Consider the following 22,700-nt stretch of genomic DNA (forward strand, 5'->3'; position numbering starts at 1 on the left):
GGCTGGCTGCGTCCGCCCCTCCTTGCCTTTCCGGGGCTGGTGGTAAAATCGGGGGATTCCCGTTCCCCGAGCCCTCCATGATCTGCCGCACCCGCTTCGCCCCCAGCCCCACCGGTTACCTGCACATCGGCGGTGCCCGCACCGCGCTTTACTGCTGGCTGGAGGCCCGCCACCGCGGCGGCGAGTTCGTGCTGCGCATCGAGGACACCGACCGTGAACGCAGCACCCAGGGTGCGATCGACGCGATCCTGGAGGCGATGGACTGGCTGGGCCTGGACTACGACGTCGGCCCGATCTACCAGACCGACCGCGTCGCCCGTTACCTGGAAGTGGCCGAACAGCTGGTGGCCGACGGCAAGGCGTACTACGCCTACGAGACCCGCGAAGAGCTGGACGCGATGCGCGAGGCCGCCATGGCCAAGCAGGAAAAGCCGCGCTACAACGGCGCCGCGCGTGAACTGGGCCTGCCGCGCAGGGACGACCCGAACCGCGTCATCCGCTTCAAGAACCCGCTCGACGGCACCGTGGTGTTCGACGACCTGATCAAGGGCCGCATCGAGATCGCCAACAGCGAGCTGGATGACATGGTCATCTTCCGCCCGGACGGCTACCCCACCTACAACTTCGCGGTGGTGGTGGACGACTGGGACATGGGCATCAGCGAGGTCATCCGCGGCGACGACCATATCAACAACACCCCGCGCCAGATCAACCTGTACGAAGGCATCGGCGCGCCGGTGCCGAAGTTCGGCCACATGCCGATGATCCTGGACGAGCAGGGCGCCAAGCTGTCCAAGCGCACCGGCGCGGCCGACGTGATGCAGTACAAGGACGCCGGCTACCTGCCCGACGCGCTGCTGAGCTACCTGGCCCGCCTGGGCTGGTCGCACGGTGACCAGGAGCTGTTCAGCCGCCAAGAGCTGGTCGAGCTGTTCGACGTGACCAACTGCAATTCCAAGGCCTCGCGCCTGGACATGGCCAAGCTGGGCTGGGTCAACCAGCACTTCCTGAAGACCGAGGAGCCGGCCAGCATCGTGCCGCACCTGGTCTACCAGCTGGAAAAGCTGGGCCTGGACGTGGCCGCTGGCCCGGCCCCGGTGGACGTGGTGATTGCCCTGCGCGAGCGCGTGCAGACCCTGAAGGAAATGGCCGAGAAGGCCGTGGTCTGGTACCAGCCGCTGACCGCGTACGACGACGCAGCCGTGGCCAAGCACTTCAAGGCCGGCGCCGAACTGCCGCTGGGCAAGGCCCGCGAGCTGCTGGCCGCCCTGCCGGAATGGACCGCCGAAGCCGTGGGCGTGGCGCTGCACGACGCTGCCGCCGCCCTGGAAATGGGCATGGGCAAGGTCGCCCAGCCGCTGCGCGTGGCCATCACCGGCACCCAGGTCAGCCCTGACATTTCCCATACCGTGTACCTGGCTGGCCGCGAACAGGCCTTGAAACGCATCGATGTGGCCATCACCAAGGTAGCAACGGCCTGAGCCCTGCCGCCCAGACCTGAACCGGAGAACGCGCATGCCTGCCAAACCTGCTTCTGCCTGTACCGCCCCGCACCACCACGTCCACGACGCATCGGATTTCGTGGCGGTGGTGGAGCGTGTCTCGCGCGAGCGCGGCCTGCGCCTGACCCCGATCCGCGCCAACGTGCTCAAGCTGATCGCCGAGGCCGGCAAGCCGGTCAAGGCCTACGAGCTGCTGGAGTGGGTGCGTAACGGCAAGGGCGTGGGCGCCGACGCCCCGCCCACCGTGTACCGCGCGCTCGATTTCCTGATGGCCAATGGATTCGTGCACAAGCTGGAATCGGTCAATGCCTTCGTGGCCTGCCACCATCCCAGCAGCGCGGCGCATTCGGTGCCGTTCCTGATCTGCAACAGCTGCCACAGCGCGGTGGAGCTGGAAGACCGCGAAATCGTCACCCAGCTGGAAAAGCGCGCCAAGGAACTGGGTTTCCAGCCGCAGGCGCAGACCCTGGAAGTGCACGGACTCTGCGCGCGCTGCGCCGGGTAATGGATCGGTAGTGCCGGCTGCTGGCCGGCAGCCTCAGCGCGACGCCCGGGCCTTGAGTCGCTTCAGCACGGGCGTCCGCGCAGCAACCAGTTCGTCGTCCTGCAGTGCCAGCGACTGCACCCAGTCCAGCGCCTCGGGCATGCAGGCACCGCGTGCGGCATACAGCGCCAGGCTGCGGCCCCGCATTGACGGCGCCTGTTGCCACGCGTGTTGAACCAGGTGCAGCAGCGCCTGCTGCATGGCCACTGGCACCACGACGCCCTTGTCGAACGACAGCAGCGAGTTCAGCGCGGCCAGCGCCCGCGAGGGCGGCGACTGCGGATCGTCCTGGCTGAAGTCGGCCTGTTCGCAGAACGCCAGCAGTGCCGCCACCGACGCCTCGCTGCGCACGTCCTCCAGAACGCTGATCGCATAGGTCGCCAGGCGCGGGTCCTCCAGCAGTGGCAGAAGCCCTGCAACGCCCTGGTGGCCGAATGCCGCGCACGCCTGCGCCCACGGTGCCATCGGTGCGAAGTGCGTGCCATCGGCGTTGTACTGGAATTCCTCGCGCCAGCGGTACAGCGCACACAGCCGCTCGATCTCGGCCGCGCCCTCGGCACCGTGCTCCAGCACGAAGCGGATCAGGTCCTCCACTTCCACGTTGCCGCCATGCTCCAGCGGCGCAGTGCCCTTGGCCGCCTTCTTGGCCAGCGCGTTGAATTTCATGTCTGTTGCCTTTTCCCGGGGTAACGCAGTCGAGCATGGCTCGACTCTACAAACAGAGCGGAGCCGCAGGCCCCGCTTTTGATTCTATTCCTTTGATCCACGTGGCTGACGCGCACGGAAACCGTCCGTGGCCGGGTGGGTGGGGCAGGCGGGACCGCAGGCGCCATGGATGGGTTCACGGCGTGTCCCGACTGCCCCACCCACCCGGCCCATCCAGCAAACCCCAACCGCAACGATCAGCCACGAGGGGCTCCGCCGTTCGCCGCCTACGGCGAAGCCGCGCTTCTCGGCAGGCAGCAGAGCAGTCGACTGACAGTCGACTCTACCAGTCGACTCTACCGTTCCGGTGCCGGTGCCGGTGTCGCCGCAGGCGCAGGCGCAGGCTCCACCGCCGTATCCACCCGCGCGATCACCGACATCCCCGGCCGCAGCCGCGCCGCCAGTTCCTGCCCCGGATCAATCGAAATCCGGATCGGCAACCGCTGCACCACCTTGGTGAAGTTGCCGCTCGCATTGTCAGGGCGCAGCACGCTGAACTCCGAACCGGTGGCCGGCGCGATCTGCTCCACGTGCCCGTGCAGGCGCTCGCCCTTGAACGCATCCACCGAGAACGTCACCGGCTGGCCGATACGCATCTGCCAGGTCTGGCCTTCCTTGAAATTGGCCACCACCCACAGCGCCTCCGGCACCAGGAACAGCAGTTGCGAGCCGGCCGCCACGTACTGGCCGACGCGCACGGTGGCCTCGCTGATCTGCCCGTCGCGCGGGGCGTGGATGACCGTATTGGCCAGGTCGATGCGCGCCAGTTCAAGCTGCGCCTGCGCGCTCTCGACCTGCGCTTCAAGGCTCTTGCGCGCGACCTGGGTCGATACCAGCGTCTCTTCGGCGATGCGGATCTGTGCCTGCGACTGCTGCACGCTGGCCTGTGCCGAGGCCTGGGTGGTGCGGAACTTGTCGCGGTCGTTGATCGAGACCAGCTGCTGCGCCGCCAGCTCTTCGTAACGCCTGGCCTCGTTGCGCGAGCGCTGCAGCTCGGCCTGGCCGGACGACAGGGTGGCGCGCGCCGAGGCGATCTGCGCGCGGTTCTGCGCCTGCGACTGGTCCGAGTTGGCAAGTGCCGCGCGCGCGCTGTCCAGCGCCGCTTCGGCCTGCGCCACCTTCTGCGCGTAGATGCGGTCATCGATGCGCAGCAGCGGCTCGCCCTTCTCCACGTGCTGGAAGTCCTTCACCAGCACCTCGGTGACATAGCCGGCCACCTGCGGCGCCATCACCGTGATCTGCCCGCGCACATAGGCGTTGTCGGTGACCATCACGCTGCTGGTGAACGGCCACAGGTTCCAGGCACGCAGGATCAACGCGATGCCCAGCAGCGCCACCACCACCATCACCACCACGCTGCGTGAGCTGGGCTTGAGGTATTTCGGTGCCGCCGCGGGCGCGGCAGGCGTGGGGGCAGGCGCGGCATCGGTCGGCGGCGGTGGGCTGACGTTCTCGGGGGCGTCGCTGTCGGGGCGGGGCGGTAGCGGGGACATGGCGGCGGACTCAGTGGGGCGGGGCGGCGTGGGCCGCAACGGGCGGTGACGGGTGGCGCTTGTGCCATTGCTTGAGGATGGCGGTACGCAGCGACAGCAGCAGCAACCAGCACAGGAAGCCGATGGCCAGCCAACCGCTCAGGGTGAACACATCATTGAAGCCGCGCACGTTGGCTTCGCGGCGCGCAGTCTGCGCCAGCTGCGCAGTGCCCTGTGCGCTGCGCAGCACCGGATCGGTGATCTGCGCGGCGTAGATCTGCTGCTGGATGCGCAGGCGCTGTGCGACCACCGGGTCGGCGGGGTCGAGCTGGCTGGTGATGGCGCTGGAATAGAGCTGCTCGCGATGCAGCTGGAAGGTACCCAGCACGGCCGAACCGGCCAGGCCACCCAGGGTCTGGGTGATCGACAGCGTGACCAGGAAGGTGATCATGTGGTCCACGCCCTGCTTCAGCGCGGCGGAGATGCCGAGCATGATCAGCGGGCCCATGAACATGCCGGCACCGATCGAGGCCAGGAACTGGCTGATGTAGAAGTCGTGCGGCCGGTCCAGGCTGGTACGGCTCTGGTCGAAGAACGCGGCGGTGCCCAGCAGCAGGATGGCCATCAGCAGCTGTGCGATCAGCCGCTTCGGCCCGAAGGTGAGCGAGGCACCGGCGATGCCGACGATCACCCCGGCCAGGATCACCACGAACAGTGGCCGCATCTGGTCCGGGCCCATGCCCAGCGTGCGCATCAGGTTGACCACGCCGTAGGACTGTTCGGTGGTGAGGAAGCGCAGCAGGAACGCGCCGACGATGAAGTGCAGCACCGGCAACGTCGACAGCCAGCGGATCTGCAGCAGTGGATTGCGCCGGTAGTGCTCGATGACCAGGGCCGTGGTGGCCAGCGCGATCGAGGCCACCAGCGCCCAGCCCAGCCACGGCGTGTTCAACCACCAGCGCGTGTAGCCCTGCGCCAGCACCACCACCAGCAGTGCAACGGCCGGTGCCAGCAGGGCGAAGGTGAGGAAATCCAGCGGCTCGAAGGCCTTGATCTGCACGCCCGGCGGCAGCTTCAGCAGCACCACGGCGGCGAACGCGCACAACGCCAGGCCCGCCTCGAACGAATACAGCTGGTGCCATTGGCCGGTATCGACCAGCGCCGGCGAGACGATCCAGGCGATCGGCACCGCCAGCTGCGACAGGCCCACGCCGATCACCAGCAGGTTGCCGGTGAAGCGCCGCGGCAGCGCCTGCAGCATGTACAGCGTGCCCAGCGTCGAGCAGGCCGCACCGGCAAAGCCGCTGGCGGCGCGGGTCAGCATCGTGGTTTCGAAACTGCCCACGAACAGGTGCAGCACCGCCAGTGCCGCATACAGGCCCAGGCCGATCTCGGCGAACAGGCGGATGCCGTACTGCTGGCGGAACTTGAAGGCCAGCAGGTTGGCGGTGACATTGACCATGGCATAGGCGGCCACCAGCCAGCTGCCCTGGGTGGGCGTCAGCGCGAGCTGGCCCTGCAGGAAGGGCAGGTTGGCGGTGACCAGCGCATTGCCCAGGCCACCGGTGATGGCCACCAGCAGTGACACCAGCGCATAGGCCGCGCGGCGGTACGGAGGATGCCAGGGCATCGAGGCCGAACCGGGCATGGTCGGCTTCTCGTGCTCCTCCCAGTCCGGAACCGGCTTGAGATACGGCTGGACCATCAGCGCCCCTGGTTGGCTGCTCCCTGGAGGCCGCCGCGCAGCAGTTGCAGGGCGCGCCCGGCCAGGTGGGCGCGCTCCTCGCGGGTCTTGCCACGCAGGGCCGCACCCAGCATGCCCGAGATCAGTGAAATATCCGTCTTTTCCAGGTCGGGCCGGCACAGGCCGGCCGCCTTGGCGCGGGCGATGGGGGCTTCCAGCAGGTCGCGCACCGTTTCGCGGGCGATGCGCATGGCCGCCACGTCCGAATCCACCGCGCGCCAGTAATCGGCCAGCGCCGGCGAGTCGATGATGCGCTGGGCCATGCCTTCAAAGACCTCGAACAGGGCGTCATCGCGGTCGCCCAGTTGTTCCACCTGGCGGCGGATGCGGTCCACGGTCCGCTGCAGCAGCGCCTGGATCAGGGCGGTGCGGTCGGGGAAGTTGCGGTACAGGGTCGCGCGGCCTACCTGGGCGCGTTCAACCACCAGGTCCAGTGGCGCGGTAACGCCGTGTTGGCCGAACACATGGTCGGCGGCATCGAGGATGAGGGCACGGCGGGCAGCAGCATCGGCACGTTGGGTGGTCATGGCTTCAGTATCGGACAAATATGTCCGGTTGGCGAGGCGTTGAGTGACGGGAATGTCCGTTTGTTGCTGTACGCACATCTTTGTAAATGCGACGTGAAGATCACGGTGCCGGGAGCGCGCACATAAAAAACGGGGGCCATGAAGGCCCCCGGGAGAGAACGGCGATGAACGCCGCCAGGAAATGGTTGGCTGGGGTCAGTAGATCCACGCCATGCGTGGATGACCGATCAGAAGTACGCGCGGATGCCGAAGGCGACACCACGGCCCGGCAGCGGCGAGTAGTCACGCAGCAGCGAGGTATGCGGACGAACTTCGCGGTTGGTCAGGTTGCTGCCATCCAGGAACACCTCGTAGCTGTTGCTGTCGCTGCGGTCCCAGCGGTAGGCGAAGTGCGCATCGACCAAGGTGTAGCCGTTGCTCGGCTCCTCGTTCTGGGCCACGTCCTTCTGCCGGCTGTAACGCACCGCGCCGACCGAGGCGCGCCAGCCGTCCTTCGCCCAGCGCAGGTCCGCGCCGACGCGGGCCGGGGCGATGCGCGGCAGGTAGCCGGTGTTGGCCAGATCCACGCTGTAGTTGTGGTTGTGGTCGCCATGTGGCACGGCGATGTCCAGCGTACGGCTGCCGCTGCCATCCAGCTTGGCCTGCACGTAGTCACCGAACACGCGCAGGTCCCAGTCACCGGCGTTGCCTTCAAACAGGTGCACCAGCGCCTCGGCCTCGGCACCCTTGAACACCGCATCCTGCTGGGTCCAGGTACGCACCGGCAGGCCTTCGGTGATGCCGGTGTCGGCCAGGTAGATGAAGTCCTTGAACTTCGTCTGGTAGATCGCCGCAGAGAAGTCCAGGCGATCGCTGTGGGTGTGGATGCCCAGCTCGACGCGCTGGCCGCGCTCGGTCTTCAGGTCTGCGTCGCCGATTTCCAGCGAACGGGTCGCGATGTGCGCACCGGCGGCATACAGCTCTTCGTTGGTCGGCGCACGCTCGGAGCTGTCCACGCCGATGCGCAGGTCGACCGCATCGTTGAGCTTCCAGATGCCGGCGGCGGACAGGTTGGTGGCGTCGAACTTGCGGCGGCGGTAGTCACCGGTCGGGTCCAGCTTGACCTGGTCGTGGCGGCCACCCAGTTCCAGCTTGAACGGGCCGAACTGCTTTTCCTGCAGCACGAACAGGCCGACGTTCTTCGTGTTGGTGTCCGGCACGAAGGCTTCTTCACCCTTGGCGCCGAAATCGCTGTTGCCGAACTGCAGGCCGAAGGCGCCGTCCCAGCCGCCGATCTGCTGCTGCACGGCTTCCACGCGCGTCTCGATGCCGCGGTTGGTGAAGCGGGTGGACGGCGTGCCGGCCTCCAGTTCCACGTGCTCGTAATCGGTGTAGGCCACGCGCGCGTTGACGTTCTTCAGGAACGACACCGGGTTGTAGATGCCGGCCTTGGTCTCGAAGCGGTTCTGCACCATGTCGATGCGGACGTCGTGCTCGTCGCCTTCCTCCTCCTCGTCGCCATGATCGTGGTCATGGTCATGGTCGTGGTCATCGCCATCGGCATGCACGTGGGCGCCGTTGGGGATGCCGTAGTTGGTGCGGTACGTGCTGGCCGACACGCCGAAGTAACCGCCTTCGCCCAGCCAGGTGGCACCGACGCCACCGGCACGGGTGCGGATGGAGCTGTTGTCCAGGCGGCCGCGGCGCGGCTCTTCGCCTTCCTCGCCCGCGTGGTCGTGGTCATGGTCTTCGTGGTGGTCTTCCAGGCTGTCGATCACCGCGTAGCCGGGGATGCGGTAGTCATCGCCGTTGCGCACCAGGCCGTCGACGTGCAGCACGACATTGCCGCTGACACCGTCGAGGCGGAACATGCCGCTGCGCTCGTCGTTGACCGAGTTGCCACGCAGTTCGGCGCGGCCGCTCAGCGGGCGGTCCGGCAGCTCGCGGGCGATGCGGCCGTCGACCACGTTCACCGCGCCGCCGATGGCGCCGCTGCCGAACAGCAGGGTGGCCGGGCCCTTCAGCACTTCGATCTGGTCAGCCAGGAAGGGTTCGATGCTGGTGGCGTGGTCGGCGCTGACGGTGGAGGCATCCATGTTGCCCATGCCGTTGGACAGCACGGCCACGCGCGGGCCTTCCTGGCCGCGGATGATCGGGCGGCCGACGCCGGGGCCGAAGAAGGTGCTCTGCACGCCGGGCAGCTTGGCCACGGTGTCACCCAGGGTGCCGGCCTTCTGCTCGTCCAGGCGCTCGCCGGCCAGCACGTCCACCGGGCGCGCCAGCGACTCGGCATCGCCCTGCAGCGGGGAGGCGGTGACCTGCACTGACGACAGCTCGGTCAGGTGGCGGTCACGGTGGGTGTCCTGGTCGGCGGCGGCAAAGGCGGCCGACGGCAGCAGGGCGGCGAGGGCGATGGCCAGCGAATGTGGCTTGAAACGAGGGGCGTGAGAGGGCATCCGGTGCTTCCTTTGTTACATTGTATCAATCGGGTGGCGCACGTATCCCGTCGTGGGACAGGGGGAGGGAAACCGTGCGGGTCGGGGACGGATGTTATATTATTCCATAACGATTCGCCGACCCTGCTGGAAGTCATGTCCCTGTCCTCCTCCTTCCGCCGCCTGCTCGACCGCTTCGGCGCCACTGGTTCGATGCTGTGCGCCGTGCACTGCGCGGTGATCCCGGTGCTGCTGGCGATCGCCCCCTCGCTGGGCCTTTCGTTCTGGCTGAGCGACGGGGTGGAAATGACCCTGGTGGTGTTCGTCACCCTGCTCGGGCTGTTCAGCCTGGTCATGGGCTACCGCCGCCATGGTGCGCTGCGCGCGCTGGGCTTCCTGCTGCCGGGCCTGGTCGCCCTGTGGGCGGGCGTGCTGGTCGACGCGCTGCATCACAATGCGGTGCCGCACGCGGTGGTGATGACCCTCGGCGGCCTGCTGGTGGGCGTGGCCCACCTGGTCAACCTGCGCCTGAACCACGTCCACGTCCATGACGCCAGCTGCGCGCACTAGGCGCGTCGTGTTAGGCTTTCCGATCGTGCGCGGGGGCGTCCAGCAAGACGGCCCCGCCGAACCCGTGTCAGCACGGGGTAACCAGATTTCACACTTTAGGAGTTGAAGACATGGGTAAGGGTGACCGCAAGACCGCCAAGGGCAAGCGCTACAACGCCAGCTACGGCAACGCCCGTTCGCACACCGCGAGCAAGGTCGCTGTAGGCGCCGGTGCCCCGGTTGCCAAGAAGACCGTGGCCAAGGCTCCGGCCAAGAAGGCCGTGGCGAAGAAGGCTGCTGCCAAGGCCTGATCCGGCCGGGTAGAGGTCCAAAGAAAAACGCGGCGCCTGGCGCCGCGTTTTTTTTGTGCCTGGCATCGGTGCCGCTGCGCTCGCCGGGCATGGCCCGGCGCCACCTTCGGGCCTGCCGGCAGCGCCGGGCCATGCCCGGCGGCCACCCACCGCAGTAGCGCCGGGCCATGCCCGGCGGCCACCCACCGCAGTAGCGCCGGGCCATGCCCGGCTGCCACTCACCCCAGTAGCGCCGGGCCATGCCCGGCGGCCGTTGTGGTTCAGCGCAGCGCCTTCTGCAACGTTTCGGCGTTGCCATCGTTGGGCGCAGCCGGCACCTGCAGCAGATGGGCAAGCAGCGGGTAGACATCGACGTTGTCGAAGCCATCGATCACCAGCCCCTGCTGGAACGAGGGGCCGCGCGCCACGAACACCGCGCGCATCGACGGCAGGGCATTGTCATAGCCGTGCGAACCACGATCCTGGTGGTCGCGCTTGGCGATCCGCTCGGCGTGCAGTGCGTCCCAGCCTTCATCCATCTGGCAGACGATGGGCGGCACGCGCGGGTGCGAACCGTAGTGCCAGCGCGCCGGCAGCGATTCCTTCTTCCAGCATTCGTAGTGCGCGTGGCGGCCCAGCAGGGCGCGCTCGGCCTGTGCCTCGCGGCCCGCCAGCGGCGCGAAACCGACCGACTGGCCCTGGCTGACGTTGCGCGCGATGGAGGGATCGACCATCGATTCGGTGGACACCACATGGCCTTCGGCCACACCGGCCATGCCGTGGTCGGAGACCACGATGACGTTGGTGCTGGCTGCCAGCCCGCCGGCATCCAGGCCATCGAGCACCTGGCCGATGATCTGGTCGGCCTGCATGATCGCATCGCGGTACTCGGTCGAATCGGGGCCATGGTTGTGGCCGGCCTTGTCGACGTTTTCCATGTACAGGGTGGTCAGCCGCGGCGCATCGGCATCGGTCTGCGCCAGCCATTCCAGCACGGTGCGCGCGCGCTGCTGCAGCGGTTCCTTGCCATCGTAGACCTGCCACTGGCTGGGGCGGGTGCCATCGATCTCGGCCTCGCTGCCCGGCCACGACGTGGTCGCGGTACGCACGCCCACTTTCTCGGCGCCGACCCAGATCGGTTCGCCGCCCCACCAGGCGCTGTTGGTCACCGCATCGCGGTCACCCAGGCTGAAGCGGCCGAGCTGTGCATCGTCCATGCTGTTGTTGACGATGCCGTGGTGGTCCGGGCGCAGGCCGGTGACGATGGTGTAGTGGTTGGGGAAGGTGAGCGACGGATAGGACGGGGTCATCCAGCGCGCACGCACGCCGGTATCGATGATGCGCTGCAGGTTCGGGGTGATCCCCCGGTCCAGCGCATCGGCGCGCAGGCCATCGATGGAAACCAGCAGCAGTTTCGGCGGCGGCGCGTCGGCGCGCGCGACCGGCGCGGACGAAGAAGGCGTGGTCGTGCAGGCCGCCAGGGGCAGCAGCAATGCCAGCGAGCAGGTCAGGCGTACGGAAGTCATCTGGCAATCATAAGCCGCAGCAATGACGTGCCCAAGACACGGCGCGCAAAAGCGCGTGTCGAGCAAGGTGGACACCTACCAACAGCCGCTCGGAGTCGACACAGTAGAGCCACGCCATGCGTGGATGATTTATTCGATAGCCGACAGATGTGCCGACCAACGGTCGGCACCCACCAACAGCCGCGTGAACCTGTCGAAGGCGGGGCGGTGTCGGATTGCGGGGTGTCCGCGGCATGGATGCCGCGGCCAAGCCTACAAGGACGTACTTGCGGCGTCCCCGCAATCCGACACCGCCCCGCCAACCCACGGATAGCCCGCTGTTGCTGTTGCAGTTGCTTGTGCTTTCGCGTCGGCGGGTGCAGGGCGCAGCCCTGCCGGAAAACCCAACCCTCAGGCAAACAGCGGTGCCTGCCGCTGCTCCAGCCGCAGCAGTGCAGCCTTGGTTTCCAGCCCGCCGCCAAACCCGGTCAGCGCGCCGTTGCTGCCAATCACGCGGTGGCACGGCAGGATGATCGGCAACGGATTGCGCCCATTTGCCGCGCCCACCGCACGCGTTGCCGTCGGCTGGCCCAGATGCTGCGCCAGCTGCAGGTAGCTCCAGGTCTGCCCGAACGGGATCAGCGCCAGCGCATGCCACACCCGCAGCTGGAACGGCGTGCCGTGCGGCGCCAGCTGCAGATCGAACGTGTTGCGCTCGCCGTGCAGGAACTGCAGCAGCTGCGTGCGTGCCTCCGGCAACGCGCCCGGTGCGTACCGCCAGTCGCCACGGCCACGTGCCGGGTGGCGGTTTTCAGGGAACAGCACATGGGCCAGGCCATGCTCGTCACCGGCGATGGTCAGCTCGCCGATAGGGCTGTCGAAACGATCGAACAACAAGGTCATGTCGGTTCTCCAACAAAGGTGCCGGACAGATGCCACAGGTGCAGCACTGCATAGGCCCGCCAGGGGCGCCATGGCTGCGAGCGGGCCTCGGTGGCACGTTCGCTCAGGCGCTGGCCCTGGGCGTGGCCCAGTACCTGCTGCAGCACCAGATCGCCGGCGGGGAATGCATCGGGCTGGCCCAGCCCGCGCAGCGCGATGTACTGCGCCGTCCACGGGCCGATACCGGGCAGGGCCACGCAGCGGGCGACGAAATCGTCCAGGGCCTGGCCCGGGCCGAAGTCCAGTTCGCCGCTGGCGCACGCCGCGGCCAGGGCACGCACGGTGGCTGCGCGGGTACGCGGCAGGCCGATGGATTCCAGCGGCGCGTCGGCCAGTACCTCCGGTGCGGGGAACTGGCGGTCGAACTCGGCCGGCATGCCCAGCAGGTGCGCACCCCACGCATTTACCAGGCGGCGCGCGAACGTGGTGGCAGCGGCGACGGTCACCTGCTGGCCCAGCACTGCGCGCACGGCCACTTCAAAACCATCCCAGCCGCCCGGCACGCGCAGGCCTGGCCGTTCGGCGATGCCGCGAGCCAGCAGCGGCTCTTCGGCCAGTGCGGCGTGCACCTGCTGCAGGTCCGCATCCAGATCGAACACGCGGCGCACGCGGCGCACGATGTCCGGAATCAGCCGTGGATCGACCGCGCCCAGCTGCAGGCGCAGTTCGGGACGCTTCGGGTCCGCGGTGACCCGCAGCAGGGTGGGGCGCTCGGGCGTGCCCAGCACCCGCTGGTAGCTGTCTTCGCCGATCAGTTCGATGCCCGGCAGGCTGCGCTTGCGCAGGAAGGCGAGCATGCGCGGGAAATCCAGCGGCGGGCGGTAGCCCAGGCGCAGCACCAGGCTGCCGTCATTGGCTGCCGACGGTGCATGCTGGCGGCGCAGCGCGGTCGGCGCCATGCCGCAGCCCTGCAGGAAGGCGGTGTTGAAGCGGCGCAGGCTGTTGTAGCCGGCGGCCAGCGCAACGTCGGTCACCGGCAGGGTGGTTTCGGTCAGCAGCTGCTTGGCCAGCAGCAGGCGATGGGTGGCATGGATCTGCCCCGGCGTGGCGCCCAGGTGGTCCACGAACAGGCGTTGCAGCTGGCGTGCGCTCAGGCCGAGCTTCGCGGCCAGTTCGGCCACGGCCTGTTCCTGCAGGTAGCCGGCGTGGATGAGTGCCAGCGCGCGCTGCACGGTCTGCCCGGCCAGCGCCTGCTGCGCCTGCGGTGCCAGCTCCGGGCGGCAGCGCAGGCATGGCCGGTAGCCCGCAGCGGCGGCCGCAGCGGCCGTGGGGTAGTAGGTGATGTTGCGCGGCTTCGGCGGCGGTGCGGGGCAGACCGGGCGGCAATAGATGCCGGTGCTGCGCACGGCGGTGAAGAACACACCGTCGAAGCGCGCGTCACGGGCCAGGCGGGCACGGTCGCAGGCGGCGGGGTCGAGGGTGGGGGCGGTGTCCATGGCGCCAGTCTAGGGCGGGGCGGGGGCAGATACTCGCCGGATTCGGACATGGATGTTGGAGGGGTTGTTGGCAGGGCTTGCAGCCCTGCACCCGCGAGGTCAACGTCAACGTCCAAGTCAAAAGCTGGCTATCTGTGGGATGGCGGGATGGGTCACCGCTTTTGGTGGGTGCCGACCGTTGGTCGGCACGCTTTTGCTGTCGGTAGGTGTCGACCTTGGTCGGCACGCTTTCCCCGGGGTCAGAGGGGGTTCAGTGGCGCGCGCTGAATACGCGCCGGGGGCGGGTAGACTGGGGGCCTCGTTTCCATGAAAACCGGTTGCCCGATGTCCGTCAGATTCCGCTGGTTGCCCCTGTTGTGCCTGGCCCTGGCGGGCTGCAGCAAGCTGGAGAACCCTGGCAACGTGACCGCCGCCGACAAGGCGACGCGGGCGCCGGCCAGTGATGGCGAGAACATGGTCTCCATCAATGCGGCCGATGCACCGCCGCCGCCGGTGGCGCCGCCACGCAGCCGTGCCGATCGGCCGTGGCCGCAGGCGCAGCTGGAGAACGGCAAGGCGTGGGTCAGCTGTGGCACCGACTATGCCGCTGACGGCGGCGATGGCATCGAACTGGAAGGCCTGCAGCGCGAGCAGGTCCAGCAGGCCCTGCAGCCCTGCGTCGAGCGCGGGCTGCTGCGCGTGCGCTACCAGGGCAAGATCAATCCCGGTTTCGCCGAAATGATGTGGCGGCTGGCCGTGGTGGCCGACGCGCTGAAGATCCACAAGCGCATCCTCGATCTGGATTCCAGTGGTGGCCAGGTCGAATCGGCCATCGTGGCCGGCGACAGCATCGGTGAGTCGGGCTGGACCATCTGGGTGCGCGAGGGCTCCATCTGCCACAGCGCCTGTGTGTTCGTGCTGGCGGCGGGCGACAACCGGTTGCTGTCGGGCAAGGTCGGCATCCACCGGATGATGCGCATCAGCTCCAAGGCCACCTCGCGCGCCGAGCTCAACCGCGAGCTGCACGAGGTCTACGACAACGTGAAGGATTACCTGCAGCGCAACGGCGTTGCGGTGGGCGTGGCCGACCTGATGATGACCGTGCCCAACCGCAGCCTGCGCCTGCTCACCCCCGACGAGCTGCGCCAGTACGGGCTGGACGGTACCAATGCGGTGCAGGACGACCTGGAGCGGATCAAGCAGATGCGCGCCTGCGGCGATGATTTCGTGCAGCGCAAGGATGCCTTCCTGGTGGCCTTCGACCAGCAGTGCAAGCGCGAAGGCGCGGACATGGAATCGATCAACAGCTGCGGCCAGGCGCTGAAGCAGCGCTTCGGTTTCCCCGATGAGGTGTGCCCGGAAGAAAGCCCGCTCTCGGAAATCGACGTGGCGACCATGCCGCCGGCGCCGCCGGAGAAGCCGCCGGTGGCCGAGCAGCCGGCGGGCGAGGGTGCCGCACCGGCCGCGCAGGGCGATGCCGCGACGGTGGAAGCCAGCGCACCCGCGCGCTGACGGCGTTCTCACCGGGCTGAAGTAGACTGCGGTTCTTACCCTAGAACCGGCGGTGTCCATGAAGCGCGTGCGTTTGCCGAAGTTCCTGCTGTTGTCCCTGCTGCCGATGACCGCGCTGGCGCAGGCCCCCGCGCCGGCCACGCCCGCGCCGGCTCCGGCGCGCCCGGCACCTGCCGCAGCGGCAGCCGCCAGGCCGGCCACGGCTGCGCCGGTCCTCACCGCTGCGCAGCAGGCACAGGTGCAGAAGCAGGATGCCGACATGAGCGCTGCGGCACTGATGGCTGCGCAACTGGTCGACAGCAACCGTGCCGGCGAGTTGTGGGATGGCGCGTCGGCCGTGGCCCGCCGCGCGGTGCCCAAGGCGGCGTTCGTCAGCCAGCTTGCGGCCGACCGCACGCGCCTGGGCGCGATGAACGGACGCGGCCAACCCACCATCACCCGGGTCAAGTACGCCGCCGGGGCTGCGGTGCCGGAGGGGCTGTACATCAATGTCAGCTTCCCGACCCGTTTCGCCAACAGCACGCAGCCGGTGCGCGAACTGGTGTCTTTCCGCTTCGACGAAGACCAGACCTGGCGCCTGGCCGGTTACAGCCTGCGCGCGTCCGCGCCCTGACGGAGAACCTCGATGGCCACCGAGCTGACACTGCTGGCGTGGGCGATGCTGCTGGGCTTCGTGCACATCTTCGCGGCATCGGCCGTGGTCACGCGCGAGCGCGGGATGAAGTGGAACGCGTCGGCGCGTGATGCGCCCGACGTGCCACTGAGCCCGCTGGCGGGAAGGCTGAAGCGGGCGCAGGCCAATTTCTTCGAGACGTTCCCGTTCTTCGCCGCCGCCGCGATCGCGGTGGTGGTGGCCGGGCGCAGCACGGATACCACGGTGCTGGCGGCGCAGGTCTATTTCTGGGCGCGCGTGGTCTACCTGCCGCTGTATGCTGCCGGCGTGCCTTACGTGCGCAGCCTGGTCTGGGTGGTCTCGATCGTGGCGGTGCTCAAGCTGGTGTTCGCACTGCTGTGATACGCGCGCGGGCCTGATCCAGATCAAGGCCAGTCATACGCCTGGCGCTATGCTGGGCGCGACTGGATCAACGGCAGGAGGCGCGGATGCGCAGGATGGACGTAGTGGTGGTCGGTGCCGGCCCGGCGGGCCTGTGCTTCGCGCGTGCGCTGGCCGGCAGTGGCCTGCAGGTCGGGCTGGTCGAGGTGCAGCCGCGGCAGGCGCTGGCGCAGGCCGCCTTCGACGGCCGCGAGATCGCCCTGACCCACACCTCGCGGCAAAGCCTGGAACAGCTGGGCCTGTGGCAGCGCCTGCCCGACGCCGAGATTGCCGAGCTGCGCGATGCGCGGGTGATGAACGGCGGTTCGCCGTTCGCGCTGACCTTCGCCAGTGGCCAGGTCGATGGCCAGCCGCTGGGCTGGCTGGTGCCCAACCACCTGATCCGCCGCGCGGCCTGGGAGGCGGTGCAGGGCCAGGACGGGCTGGAACTGTTCGATGGGCGCAAGGTGCTGGCCGTGCAGGCCGACGCGCAGGGCCACGTGGTCAAGCTGGATGACGGCAGCGAGCTGCATGCCCGCCTGCTGGTCGCCGCCGACAGCCGTTTTTCCACTACCCGCCGCATGCTCGGCATCGGTGCGCAGATGCGCGACTTCGGCAAGTCGATGCTGGTCTGCCGCATGCAGGTCGAGCGCGATCACCACCACACTGCGTGGGAGTGGTTCGGCTATGGCCGCACGATGGCGCTGCTGCCGCTCAACGAAGGCCAGGCGTCGGCGGTCATCACGTTGCCGCCGCGGCAGATCGAGGAACTGCTGGCGATGGACGAGGTGGGCTTTGGCGAGGCCATCACCGCGTGCTTCGAGCACCGCCTGGGGCAGATGCAGCCGGTGGCCACGCCGCAGGCCTATCCGCTGGTGGGGGTGTACGCACACCGCTTCGTCGGCGAGCGTTGTGCGCTGATCGGTGATGCCGCAGTGGGCATGCACCCGGTCACCGCGCATGGGTTCAACCTGGGCCTGGCCAGCGCACAGCGGTTGGCGCAGGGCATCCTGGCGCAGCAACGGCGGGGCGCGGACATCGCCGCGGCCGGCATGCTGGCCACGTACCAGCGCGGCCACCGTCTGGCGTCGCGGCCGCTGTACGGGGCCACCAACGCCATTGCCAGCCTGTACACCGACGACCGCCGGCCGGCACGCCTGCTGCGGGCGGCCGGGCTGCGGGTGGCGCAGGGCGTGGCGCCGTTCCGGCAGCTGATCGCCTCGCACCTCACTCAGCGGGTGGCCTGAACGGGCCTGGCCCCCAGGCTCAGCTGGCGGCCAGCACGCGGATCTGGCTGTCGGCGAATTCAACCACCTGGCCTGCGCGGATCTTGCAAGCCTTGCGCAGCTCGACCTCGCCGTCGACCAGGACCTGGCCCTCGCTGATGACCATCTTGGCCTCGCCGCCGCTGGTGACCAGGTCGGCCAGCTTGAGCAGCTGCTTGAGCTCGACGTAGTCGCCGTCGAGGTCGAATTCGAGGATCTGCATGGTGTGGGTGTCCTGGAGAGGGGGCGGGAAGGGCGCGTATTGTGCGCCAGCGCGGCCCGGAAGGGGATGCGAATGGTTTCCTGTACGCATGGTTCAGGAAGAGTGCGGTATCATTCCGCTCTGAGTGAGTGAAATCTCCTCCGACCGAGCAGCGCCAGGGCACGCGATAAGAAGGGCGCCCAAAGCGCGGACCATCCCTTTTTTATCGCACTGCCATGCAGATGGCCGTGCCTTTGGAGTTCCCCATGTCCCAAGATTCCCAAGCGCAGCTGCAGTTCGCGCAGCTCGGCCTGTCCGAGCCCGTGATGCAGGCGGTCACCGCCATCGGCTACGAAACCCCGTCGCCGATCCAGGCTGCCACCATCCCGGCGATGCTCGAAGGCCGCGACGTGCTGGGCCAGGCCCAGACCGGTACCGGCAAGACCGCAGCGTTCGCACTGCCGGTACTGTCCAACATCGACCTGCAGCAGATCAAGCCCCAGGCCCTGATCCTGGCGCCGACCCGCGAACTGGCCATCCAGGTCGCCGAGGCGTTCCAGTCCTATTCGTCGAAGATCCCGGGCTTCCGCGTGCTGCCTGTGTACGGCGGCCAGCCGTACGGCCAGCAGCTGTCGGCCCTGCGCCGCGGCGTGCACATCGTGGTCGGTACCCCCGGCCGCGTGATCGACCACCTGGACCGCAGCACCCTGGACCTGTCCGAGCTGAAGACCCTGGTGCTGGACGAAGCCGACGAAATGCTGCGCATGGGCTTCATCGACGACGTCGAAGCCGTGCTGAAGAAGCTGCCGGAGCAGCGCCAGGTGGCCCTGTTCTCGGCCACCATGCCGCCGCAGATCCGCCGCATCGCGCAGACCTACCTGCAGGATCCGGTCGAAGTCACCATCCAGGCCAAGACCACCACCTCGGCCAACATCCGCCAGCGCTACTGGTGGGTGAGTGGCATGCACAAGCTGGACGCGCTGACCCGCATCCTGGAAGTCGAGCCGTTCGACGCGATGATCATCTTCGCGCGTACCAAGGCCGGCACCGAGGAACTGGCCAGCAAGCTGCAGGCCCGTGGCCTGGCCGCTGCCGCCATCAACGGTGACATGCAGCAGGCCCAGCGTGAGCGCACCATCGCCATGCTGAAGGAAGGCAAGCTGGACATCCTGGTCGCCACCGACGTGGCTGCCCGTGGCCTGGACGTGGAGCGCATCAGCCACGTGCTGAACTACGACATCCCGTACGACACCGAAAGCTACGTGCACCGCATCGGCCGTACCGGCCGTGCCGGCCGCAGCGGCGAGGCGATCCTGTTCGCCACCCCGCGCGAGAAGGGCATGCTGCGCCAGATCGAGCGCGCCACCCGCCAGCCGATCGAAGAAATGCAGCTGCCGAGCGTGGAAGCGGTCAACGACACCCGCATCAACAAGTTCACCTCGCGCATCAGCGAAACCCTCGGTGCCGGCGGCCTGGACTTCTACCGCCAGCTGCTGGAACGCTTCGAGACCGAGCAGAACGTGCCGGCCATCGAAGTGGCTGCTGCCCTGGCCAGGATGCTGCAGGGTGATACCCCGTTCCTGCTGCAGCCGCCGGTGCGCGCCCCGCGTGAAGAGCGTGCGCCGCGTGAGCGTTTCGACCGTGGCGACCGTCCGGAGCGCGGCGACCGCTTCGACCGCAACGAGCGTGGCCCGCGCTTCGAACGTGGCCCGCGCCGTGAAGATGGCGAGGGTGGCTTCGAGCAGCGCCCGCGCCGTGACGTTCCGCCGCGCGGTGCGCCGGAGCAGGGCATGGAGACCTACCGCATCTCGGTGGGCCACCAGCATGGCGTGAAGCCGGCCAACATCGTCGGCGCCATCGCCAACGAAGCCGGCCTGGAAAGCCGCTTCATCGGCCGCATCGACATCCACGACGACTTCTCGCTGCTGGACCTGCCGGCGCAGATGCCGTCGGACGTCCTGTCGCACCTGCAGAAGGTCTGGGTGTCCGGCCAGCAGCTGCAGATGCGTGCGCTGGCCCCGGGTGAAGACACCAACCCCGCCCCGCGTCCGTTCAAGCCGCGCTTCGACAAGCGTGGCCCGGGTGGTCCGGGTGGCCCGCGTCGTGGTGGTCCGGGTGGCCCGGGCGGCCATGGTGGCGACCGCGGCGGTGACCGCGACAGCCGCCCGCCGCGTCGTGACGGCTTCAAGCCGCGCGGCCCGCGCAGCTACTGATCCCCAGTGATGTGACAGAACAACGCCAGCCTCCGGGCTGGCGTTGTTCGTTTCCGCTGCCCGAAACGGCAGCGGGGGAATTGAATCGGTTCAAACCCGCCCGCCCCCACGACCGTCGCGCCCGGTTTCGCATGGTCCACACATCGCCGTCCATAGGCTGGAATAGTTGGACAAGGAGGCTGTCACGGCACATTCGGGGGGATCCGGGATGGGTAGAGGTGGCAAGGAGCAGCATCAGCACCGGGTGCCGATGACCCGTGGGCTGGGGCTGAGGTTCGCATTGTTGACGGGCATGGCGATCGGACTGGTCGGCCTGTCCGCCTTGATCCAGGAACTGCAGGCGGCGTCCACCGCCTGGATTGCGGGCCAGGGGCACTGGTCGCGCGGCCAGCAGGATGCCACCGCTGCGCTCAGCCGCTATCTGGCGCGGGGGTCGGCGCACGACCTGGAGGACGCCCGGCGCGCCCTGCAGGTGCCGCTGGGCGATCTGCATGCGCGGTTGGCGCTGGAACAACCGCAACCGGACGTGGTGCAGGCGCGCGAAGGTTTCCTGCGCGGCGGCAACGCGCGTTCGGATGTGTCGCGGCTGATCTTTTCATTCCGGTACGCACGCGACCTGGGCGAGTTCCGCGAAGCCACCCGCCTGTGGCGGCAGACCGACGCGCACCTGCTGGCCATGCAGGCGTTGATTGAAGAACTGGAGAAGGTGCCGCCGGAAGCGCTGCAGCAGCCCAGCGTGCGCGACCGCTACATGCAGCGCGTGCACGACGTGGACCTGCAACTGCAGTCGCAGGCCGAAGCATTCTCCCAGGCCCTGCTGCGCATGGCGCATACGGTGCGCATTGCCACGCTGATCGTCGGCGGCTTCTCGGTGCTGGCCATCACCCTGATGGCGGTGGCCTTGGCGCGGCGCGTCGGCAAGGACCTGACCGAGCATGAGAGCCGATTCCGCGCTGCCTTCTACCAGGCCAACGTGGGCATGCTGAAGCTGGATGCGGCCGGGCGGGTGATGGAGGCCAACCAGGCCATGGCGGACATCCTCGACTACCGGCGCGATGTGCTGCAGCAGATGGCCCTGGGCGACCTGCTGATGGAAGGCGAACTGGTGCTGGACGATGACGGGCGGATCAACTGGGACCGCCAGCTGCGGCCGGGCGAACTGCGTTTCCGCCGCCGCGACGGCAGCCTGGTCTGGGGCCGCTGGAGCGGCACCGGCGTGCGCAGCGCCGGCGGCCAGCTGTCGGTGTTTTCGATCATCGAGGATGTCAGCCAGAACCATGCGCTGGCCCGCGAGATCGAGCACCATGCCAGCCACGATCCGCTCACCGGCCTGATCAACCGCCGCGAGATCGAGCGGTTGCTGGAGCGGGCGCTGCTGCAGGTCCGTTCCGAGGGCGGCACGCATGCGCTGTGCTACATCAACCTGGACCACTTCAAGCTGGTCAACGACAGCTTCGGCCACGCCGCCGGTGACCAGATGCTGCGCGGGTTCGCCGAATACCTGGTGGGCGCGGTACGCGATGGCGACTGGGTGGGGCGGCTGGGTGCGGACGAATTCGCGGTCTTCCTCGGCCGCGCCAGCCAGGACGAGGCCAAGCGCGTACTGCAGCGGCTGATCCGCAACCTGGGCCAGGCAACGTTCCCGATCAGCGAAGGCAGCCCGCAGCTGAGCTGCAGCATCGGCGTGGTGGAAGTGACTGCCGACGCACCGGACGTGAACTGGCTGATGAGCGCGGCCGACAGCGCCTGCTATGCGGCCAAGCAGGCTGGCCGCAACCGCGTCCACTGCTTCAACGAGGACCGCCTGGCGCTGGACGAACGCCGCCATGAAGCCGAGCGCCTGCAGCGGGTAAGCCGGGCGATGGCCGAGAACCGCATGCTGCTGTATGCCCAGCGCATCGCCAAGGTCGGCGATCCGGGTTACCTGCATTACGAGGTGCTGGTACGCATGCGCGATGCCGACGGTGCGTTGCACATGCCGGGGCAGTTCATGCCGGCGGTGGAGCGCTATGGCATGGCCGTGGCGCTGGATCGCCACGTGCTTGGCCTGCTGTTCCGCCACCTGCAGGTGTGCCCGGCGCACGTGCGCCAGCTGGGCCTGTGCAACGTCAACGTATCGGCGCAGTCGATCGCCGAGCCGAGCTTCCTGGCCTTCGTCTGCGACCTGCTGGAGCGCAACCGCGCGCTGGCGGCCAAGCTCTGCTTTGAAGTGACCGAGACGGCAGCGATCAGCAACCTGACCCAGGCGCGTTCGTTCATCGACGCGGTGAAGGCACGCGGCTGCCGCATGGCGCTGGATGACTTCGGCTCGGGCCTGTCCTCGTTCGGTTACCTGCGGCAGCTGCCGGCGGACATCCTGAAGATCGACGGCGCGTTCGTGCGTGACATGGACACCGACGCGGTGAGCCGGGCGACGGTGCGCGCGATCAGCGAACTGGGTCGCGAGCTGCAGATGGAGGTGGTGGCCGAGTGGGTGGAGACGGCGGAGGTGGCGCAGACACTGGCCGACATGGGCGTGGATGGGCTGCAGGGCTATGCCATCGAGCGGCCGCAGCCGCTGGAGCGGTTGACGCTGGCCAACCAGCGGCCGGTGCGTCTGGTGGGTACCCCGGGCCCGCAGGGGTAGGGGGTGTTCGGCAGGGCTTGCAGCCCTGCACCTGCGGTAGTGCCGGCCGCTGGCCGGCAACCTCAAGATCAAGAGCGGCATTCCGTGGGATGGCGGGGCGGTGTGGGTGGGCAGGACACGCCGTAAACCCGTCCCTGAAGTGACCCCCTGAAGTTGGACGGGTGGGGGCTAGGCGGCCAGCGCGACCTGCTCCCGGTACTTTACCGGGCTCAAGCCCTTTAATTTCAGCCGGATACGGTC

At 68.3% G+C, this 22,700-nt stretch carries 19 protein-coding genes; 10 read left to right on the forward strand and 9 right to left on the reverse strand.

Annotated features, from left to right (window positions below):
• The first annotated feature begins 77 nt into the window (after nucleotides 1–77).
• Together gltX and QMZ26_RS13155 are read left to right on the forward strand one after the other, a co-directional pair.
• Entirely contained in the window at nucleotides 78–1,481 is a 1,404-nt protein-coding gene (gltX, locus tag QMZ26_RS13150) for a glutamate--tRNA ligase (protein WP_283221723.1), read from the forward strand.
• 34 nt (nucleotides 1,482–1,515) lie between these two features.
• Complete coding sequence (locus tag QMZ26_RS13155; protein ID WP_079221204.1) at nucleotides 1,516–2,007, forward strand: Fur family transcriptional regulator; 492 nt, start codon at nucleotides 1,516–1,518, stop codon at nucleotides 2,005–2,007.
• A 33-nt stretch (nucleotides 2,008–2,040) separates the two neighbouring features.
• Here QMZ26_RS13155 and QMZ26_RS13160 read toward each other — a convergent pair whose 3' ends face one another.
• The 5 genes from QMZ26_RS13160 to QMZ26_RS13180 all read right to left on the reverse strand — a co-directional run bounded on the left by QMZ26_RS13160 (nucleotide 2,041) and on the right by QMZ26_RS13180 (nucleotide 8,929).
• Complete coding sequence (locus QMZ26_RS13160) at nucleotides 2,041–2,712, reverse strand: hypothetical protein (protein WP_283221724.1); 672 nt, start codon at nucleotides 2,710–2,712, stop codon at nucleotides 2,041–2,043.
• A 335-nt stretch (nucleotides 2,713–3,047) separates the two neighbouring features.
• Complete coding sequence (locus QMZ26_RS13165) at nucleotides 3,048–4,244, reverse strand: HlyD family secretion protein (protein ID WP_283221725.1); 1,197 nt, start codon at nucleotides 4,242–4,244, stop codon at nucleotides 3,048–3,050.
• 10 nt (nucleotides 4,245–4,254) lie between these two features.
• Complete coding sequence (locus tag QMZ26_RS13170) at nucleotides 4,255–5,928, reverse strand: MFS transporter (RefSeq protein ID WP_283221726.1); 1,674 nt, start codon at nucleotides 5,926–5,928, stop codon at nucleotides 4,255–4,257.
• Nucleotides 5,928–6,494 (reverse strand): TetR/AcrR family transcriptional regulator, encoded by a 567-nt coding sequence (locus tag QMZ26_RS13175; RefSeq protein WP_079221208.1) that lies wholly within the window; start codon nucleotides 6,492–6,494, stop codon nucleotides 5,928–5,930. The genes QMZ26_RS13170 and QMZ26_RS13175 overlap by 1 nt, the downstream gene beginning before the upstream one ends.
• A 227-nt stretch (nucleotides 6,495–6,721) precedes the next feature.
• Nucleotides 6,722–8,929, reverse strand: coding sequence for a TonB-dependent receptor (locus tag QMZ26_RS13180; protein WP_283221727.1), 2,208 nt, complete (start codon nucleotides 8,927–8,929; stop codon nucleotides 6,722–6,724).
• A 135-nt stretch (nucleotides 8,930–9,064) separates the two neighbouring features.
• On the opposite strand from QMZ26_RS13180, the gene QMZ26_RS13185 reads away from it, so the two are divergent.
• Both QMZ26_RS13185 and QMZ26_RS13190 read left to right on the forward strand, forming a co-directional pair.
• Nucleotides 9,065–9,478 (forward strand): MerC domain-containing protein, encoded by a 414-nt coding sequence (locus QMZ26_RS13185; protein WP_079221210.1) that lies wholly within the window; start codon nucleotides 9,065–9,067, stop codon nucleotides 9,476–9,478.
• Between the two features lie 110 nt (nucleotides 9,479–9,588).
• On the forward strand, nucleotides 9,589–9,768 hold the full coding sequence (locus QMZ26_RS13190) for a 30S ribosomal protein THX (RefSeq protein ID WP_079221211.1): 180 nt from the start codon (nucleotides 9,589–9,591) through the stop codon (nucleotides 9,766–9,768).
• Between the two features lie 260 nt (nucleotides 9,769–10,028).
• Here QMZ26_RS13190 and QMZ26_RS13195 read toward each other — a convergent pair whose 3' ends face one another.
• The 3 genes from QMZ26_RS13195 to QMZ26_RS13205 form a co-directional block, all read right to left on the reverse strand.
• Nucleotides 10,029–11,273, reverse strand: a complete 1,245-nt coding sequence (locus QMZ26_RS13195; RefSeq protein WP_283221728.1) for an ectonucleotide pyrophosphatase/phosphodiesterase — start codon at nucleotides 11,271–11,273, stop codon at nucleotides 10,029–10,031.
• A 390-nt stretch (nucleotides 11,274–11,663) separates the two neighbouring features.
• The gene (locus QMZ26_RS13200) at nucleotides 11,664–12,155 is read right to left on the reverse strand and encodes a methylated-DNA--[protein]-cysteine S-methyltransferase (RefSeq protein ID WP_283221729.1); all 492 of its coding nucleotides are present in this window, start codon (nucleotides 12,153–12,155) and stop codon (nucleotides 11,664–11,666) included.
• Nucleotides 12,152–13,630, reverse strand: a complete 1,479-nt coding sequence (locus QMZ26_RS13205) for a DNA-3-methyladenine glycosylase 2 (protein WP_283221730.1) — start codon at nucleotides 13,628–13,630, stop codon at nucleotides 12,152–12,154. The genes QMZ26_RS13200 and QMZ26_RS13205 overlap by 4 nt, the downstream gene beginning before the upstream one ends.
• A 324-nt stretch (nucleotides 13,631–13,954) precedes the next feature.
• Between QMZ26_RS13205 and QMZ26_RS13210 the strand changes: the two genes are divergently transcribed.
• The 4 genes from QMZ26_RS13210 to ubiM all read left to right on the forward strand — a co-directional run bounded on the left by QMZ26_RS13210 (nucleotide 13,955) and on the right by ubiM (nucleotide 17,401).
• Complete coding sequence (locus tag QMZ26_RS13210) at nucleotides 13,955–15,121, forward strand: hypothetical protein (protein ID WP_200734405.1); 1,167 nt, start codon at nucleotides 13,955–13,957, stop codon at nucleotides 15,119–15,121.
• Between the two features lie 58 nt (nucleotides 15,122–15,179).
• Nucleotides 15,180–15,734 (forward strand): DUF4019 domain-containing protein, encoded by a 555-nt coding sequence (locus QMZ26_RS13215; RefSeq protein ID WP_283221731.1) that lies wholly within the window; start codon nucleotides 15,180–15,182, stop codon nucleotides 15,732–15,734.
• A 12-nt stretch (nucleotides 15,735–15,746) separates the two neighbouring features.
• Nucleotides 15,747–16,136 (forward strand): MAPEG family protein, encoded by a 390-nt coding sequence (locus tag QMZ26_RS13220; protein WP_079221217.1) that lies wholly within the window; start codon nucleotides 15,747–15,749, stop codon nucleotides 16,134–16,136.
• An 86-nt stretch (nucleotides 16,137–16,222) separates the two neighbouring features.
• Nucleotides 16,223–17,401 carry a 5-demethoxyubiquinol-8 5-hydroxylase UbiM gene (gene ubiM, locus QMZ26_RS13225; RefSeq protein WP_283221732.1) on the forward strand — a complete coding sequence of 393 codons (1,179 nt, stop codon included), beginning with the start codon at nucleotides 16,223–16,225 and terminating at the stop codon, nucleotides 17,399–17,401.
• Between the two features lie 19 nt (nucleotides 17,402–17,420).
• Here ubiM and QMZ26_RS13230 read toward each other — a convergent pair whose 3' ends face one another.
• Nucleotides 17,421–17,642 (reverse strand): RNA-binding S4 domain-containing protein, encoded by a 222-nt coding sequence (locus tag QMZ26_RS13230; protein WP_108760017.1) that lies wholly within the window; start codon nucleotides 17,640–17,642, stop codon nucleotides 17,421–17,423.
• A 245-nt stretch (nucleotides 17,643–17,887) separates the two neighbouring features.
• Between QMZ26_RS13230 and QMZ26_RS13235 the strand changes: the two genes are divergently transcribed.
• A complete protein-coding gene (locus QMZ26_RS13235) occupies nucleotides 17,888–19,834 on the forward strand; it encodes a DEAD/DEAH box helicase (protein WP_283221733.1) in 1,947 nt (648 codons plus the stop codon).
• Between the two features lie 208 nt (nucleotides 19,835–20,042).
• A complete protein-coding gene (locus tag QMZ26_RS13240) occupies nucleotides 20,043–22,460 on the forward strand; it encodes an EAL domain-containing protein (RefSeq protein ID WP_283221734.1) in 2,418 nt (805 codons plus the stop codon).
• Nucleotides 22,461–22,700 lie beyond the last annotated feature (240 nt).

Source organism: Stenotrophomonas sp. PFBMAA-4, from assembly GCF_030053215.1.
Taxonomy (GTDB): Bacteria; Pseudomonadota; Gammaproteobacteria; order Xanthomonadales; family Xanthomonadaceae; genus Stenotrophomonas.

Coding starts and splice junctions, on each gene's coding strand:
- gltX (WP_283221723.1), top strand. CDS start 78: ATGATCTGCCGCACCCGCTTCGCCCCCAGCCCCACCGGTTACCTGCAC.
- QMZ26_RS13155 (WP_079221204.1), top strand. CDS start 1,516: ATGCCTGCCAAACCTGCTTCTGCCTGTACCGCCCCGCACCACCACGTC.
- QMZ26_RS13160 (WP_283221724.1), bottom strand. CDS start 2,712: ATGAAATTCAACGCGCTGGCCAAGAAGGCGGCCAAGGGCACTGCGCCG.
- QMZ26_RS13165 (WP_283221725.1), bottom strand. CDS start 4,244: ATGTCCCCGCTACCGCCCCGCCCCGACAGCGACGCCCCCGAGAACGTC.
- QMZ26_RS13170 (WP_283221726.1), bottom strand. CDS start 5,928: ATGGTCCAGCCGTATCTCAAGCCGGTTCCGGACTGGGAGGAGCACGAG.
- QMZ26_RS13175 (WP_079221208.1), bottom strand. CDS start 6,494: ATGACCACCCAACGTGCCGATGCTGCTGCCCGCCGTGCCCTCATCCTC.
- QMZ26_RS13180 (WP_283221727.1), bottom strand. CDS start 8,929: ATGCCCTCTCACGCCCCTCGTTTCAAGCCACATTCGCTGGCCATCGCC.
- QMZ26_RS13185 (WP_079221210.1), top strand. CDS start 9,065: ATGTCCCTGTCCTCCTCCTTCCGCCGCCTGCTCGACCGCTTCGGCGCC.
- QMZ26_RS13190 (WP_079221211.1), top strand. CDS start 9,589: ATGGGTAAGGGTGACCGCAAGACCGCCAAGGGCAAGCGCTACAACGCC.
- QMZ26_RS13195 (WP_283221728.1), bottom strand. CDS start 11,273: ATGACTTCCGTACGCCTGACCTGCTCGCTGGCATTGCTGCTGCCCCTG.
- QMZ26_RS13200 (WP_283221729.1), bottom strand. CDS start 12,155: ATGACCTTGTTGTTCGATCGTTTCGACAGCCCTATCGGCGAGCTGACC.
- QMZ26_RS13205 (WP_283221730.1), bottom strand. CDS start 13,630: ATGGACACCGCCCCCACCCTCGACCCCGCCGCCTGCGACCGTGCCCGC.
- QMZ26_RS13210 (WP_200734405.1), top strand. CDS start 13,955: ATGTCCGTCAGATTCCGCTGGTTGCCCCTGTTGTGCCTGGCCCTGGCG.
- QMZ26_RS13215 (WP_283221731.1), top strand. CDS start 15,180: ATGAAGCGCGTGCGTTTGCCGAAGTTCCTGCTGTTGTCCCTGCTGCCG.
- QMZ26_RS13220 (WP_079221217.1), top strand. CDS start 15,747: ATGGCCACCGAGCTGACACTGCTGGCGTGGGCGATGCTGCTGGGCTTC.
- ubiM (WP_283221732.1), top strand. CDS start 16,223: ATGCGCAGGATGGACGTAGTGGTGGTCGGTGCCGGCCCGGCGGGCCTG.
- QMZ26_RS13230 (WP_108760017.1), bottom strand. CDS start 17,642: ATGCAGATCCTCGAATTCGACCTCGACGGCGACTACGTCGAGCTCAAG.
- QMZ26_RS13235 (WP_283221733.1), top strand. CDS start 17,888: ATGTCCCAAGATTCCCAAGCGCAGCTGCAGTTCGCGCAGCTCGGCCTG.
- QMZ26_RS13240 (WP_283221734.1), top strand. CDS start 20,043: ATGGGTAGAGGTGGCAAGGAGCAGCATCAGCACCGGGTGCCGATGACC.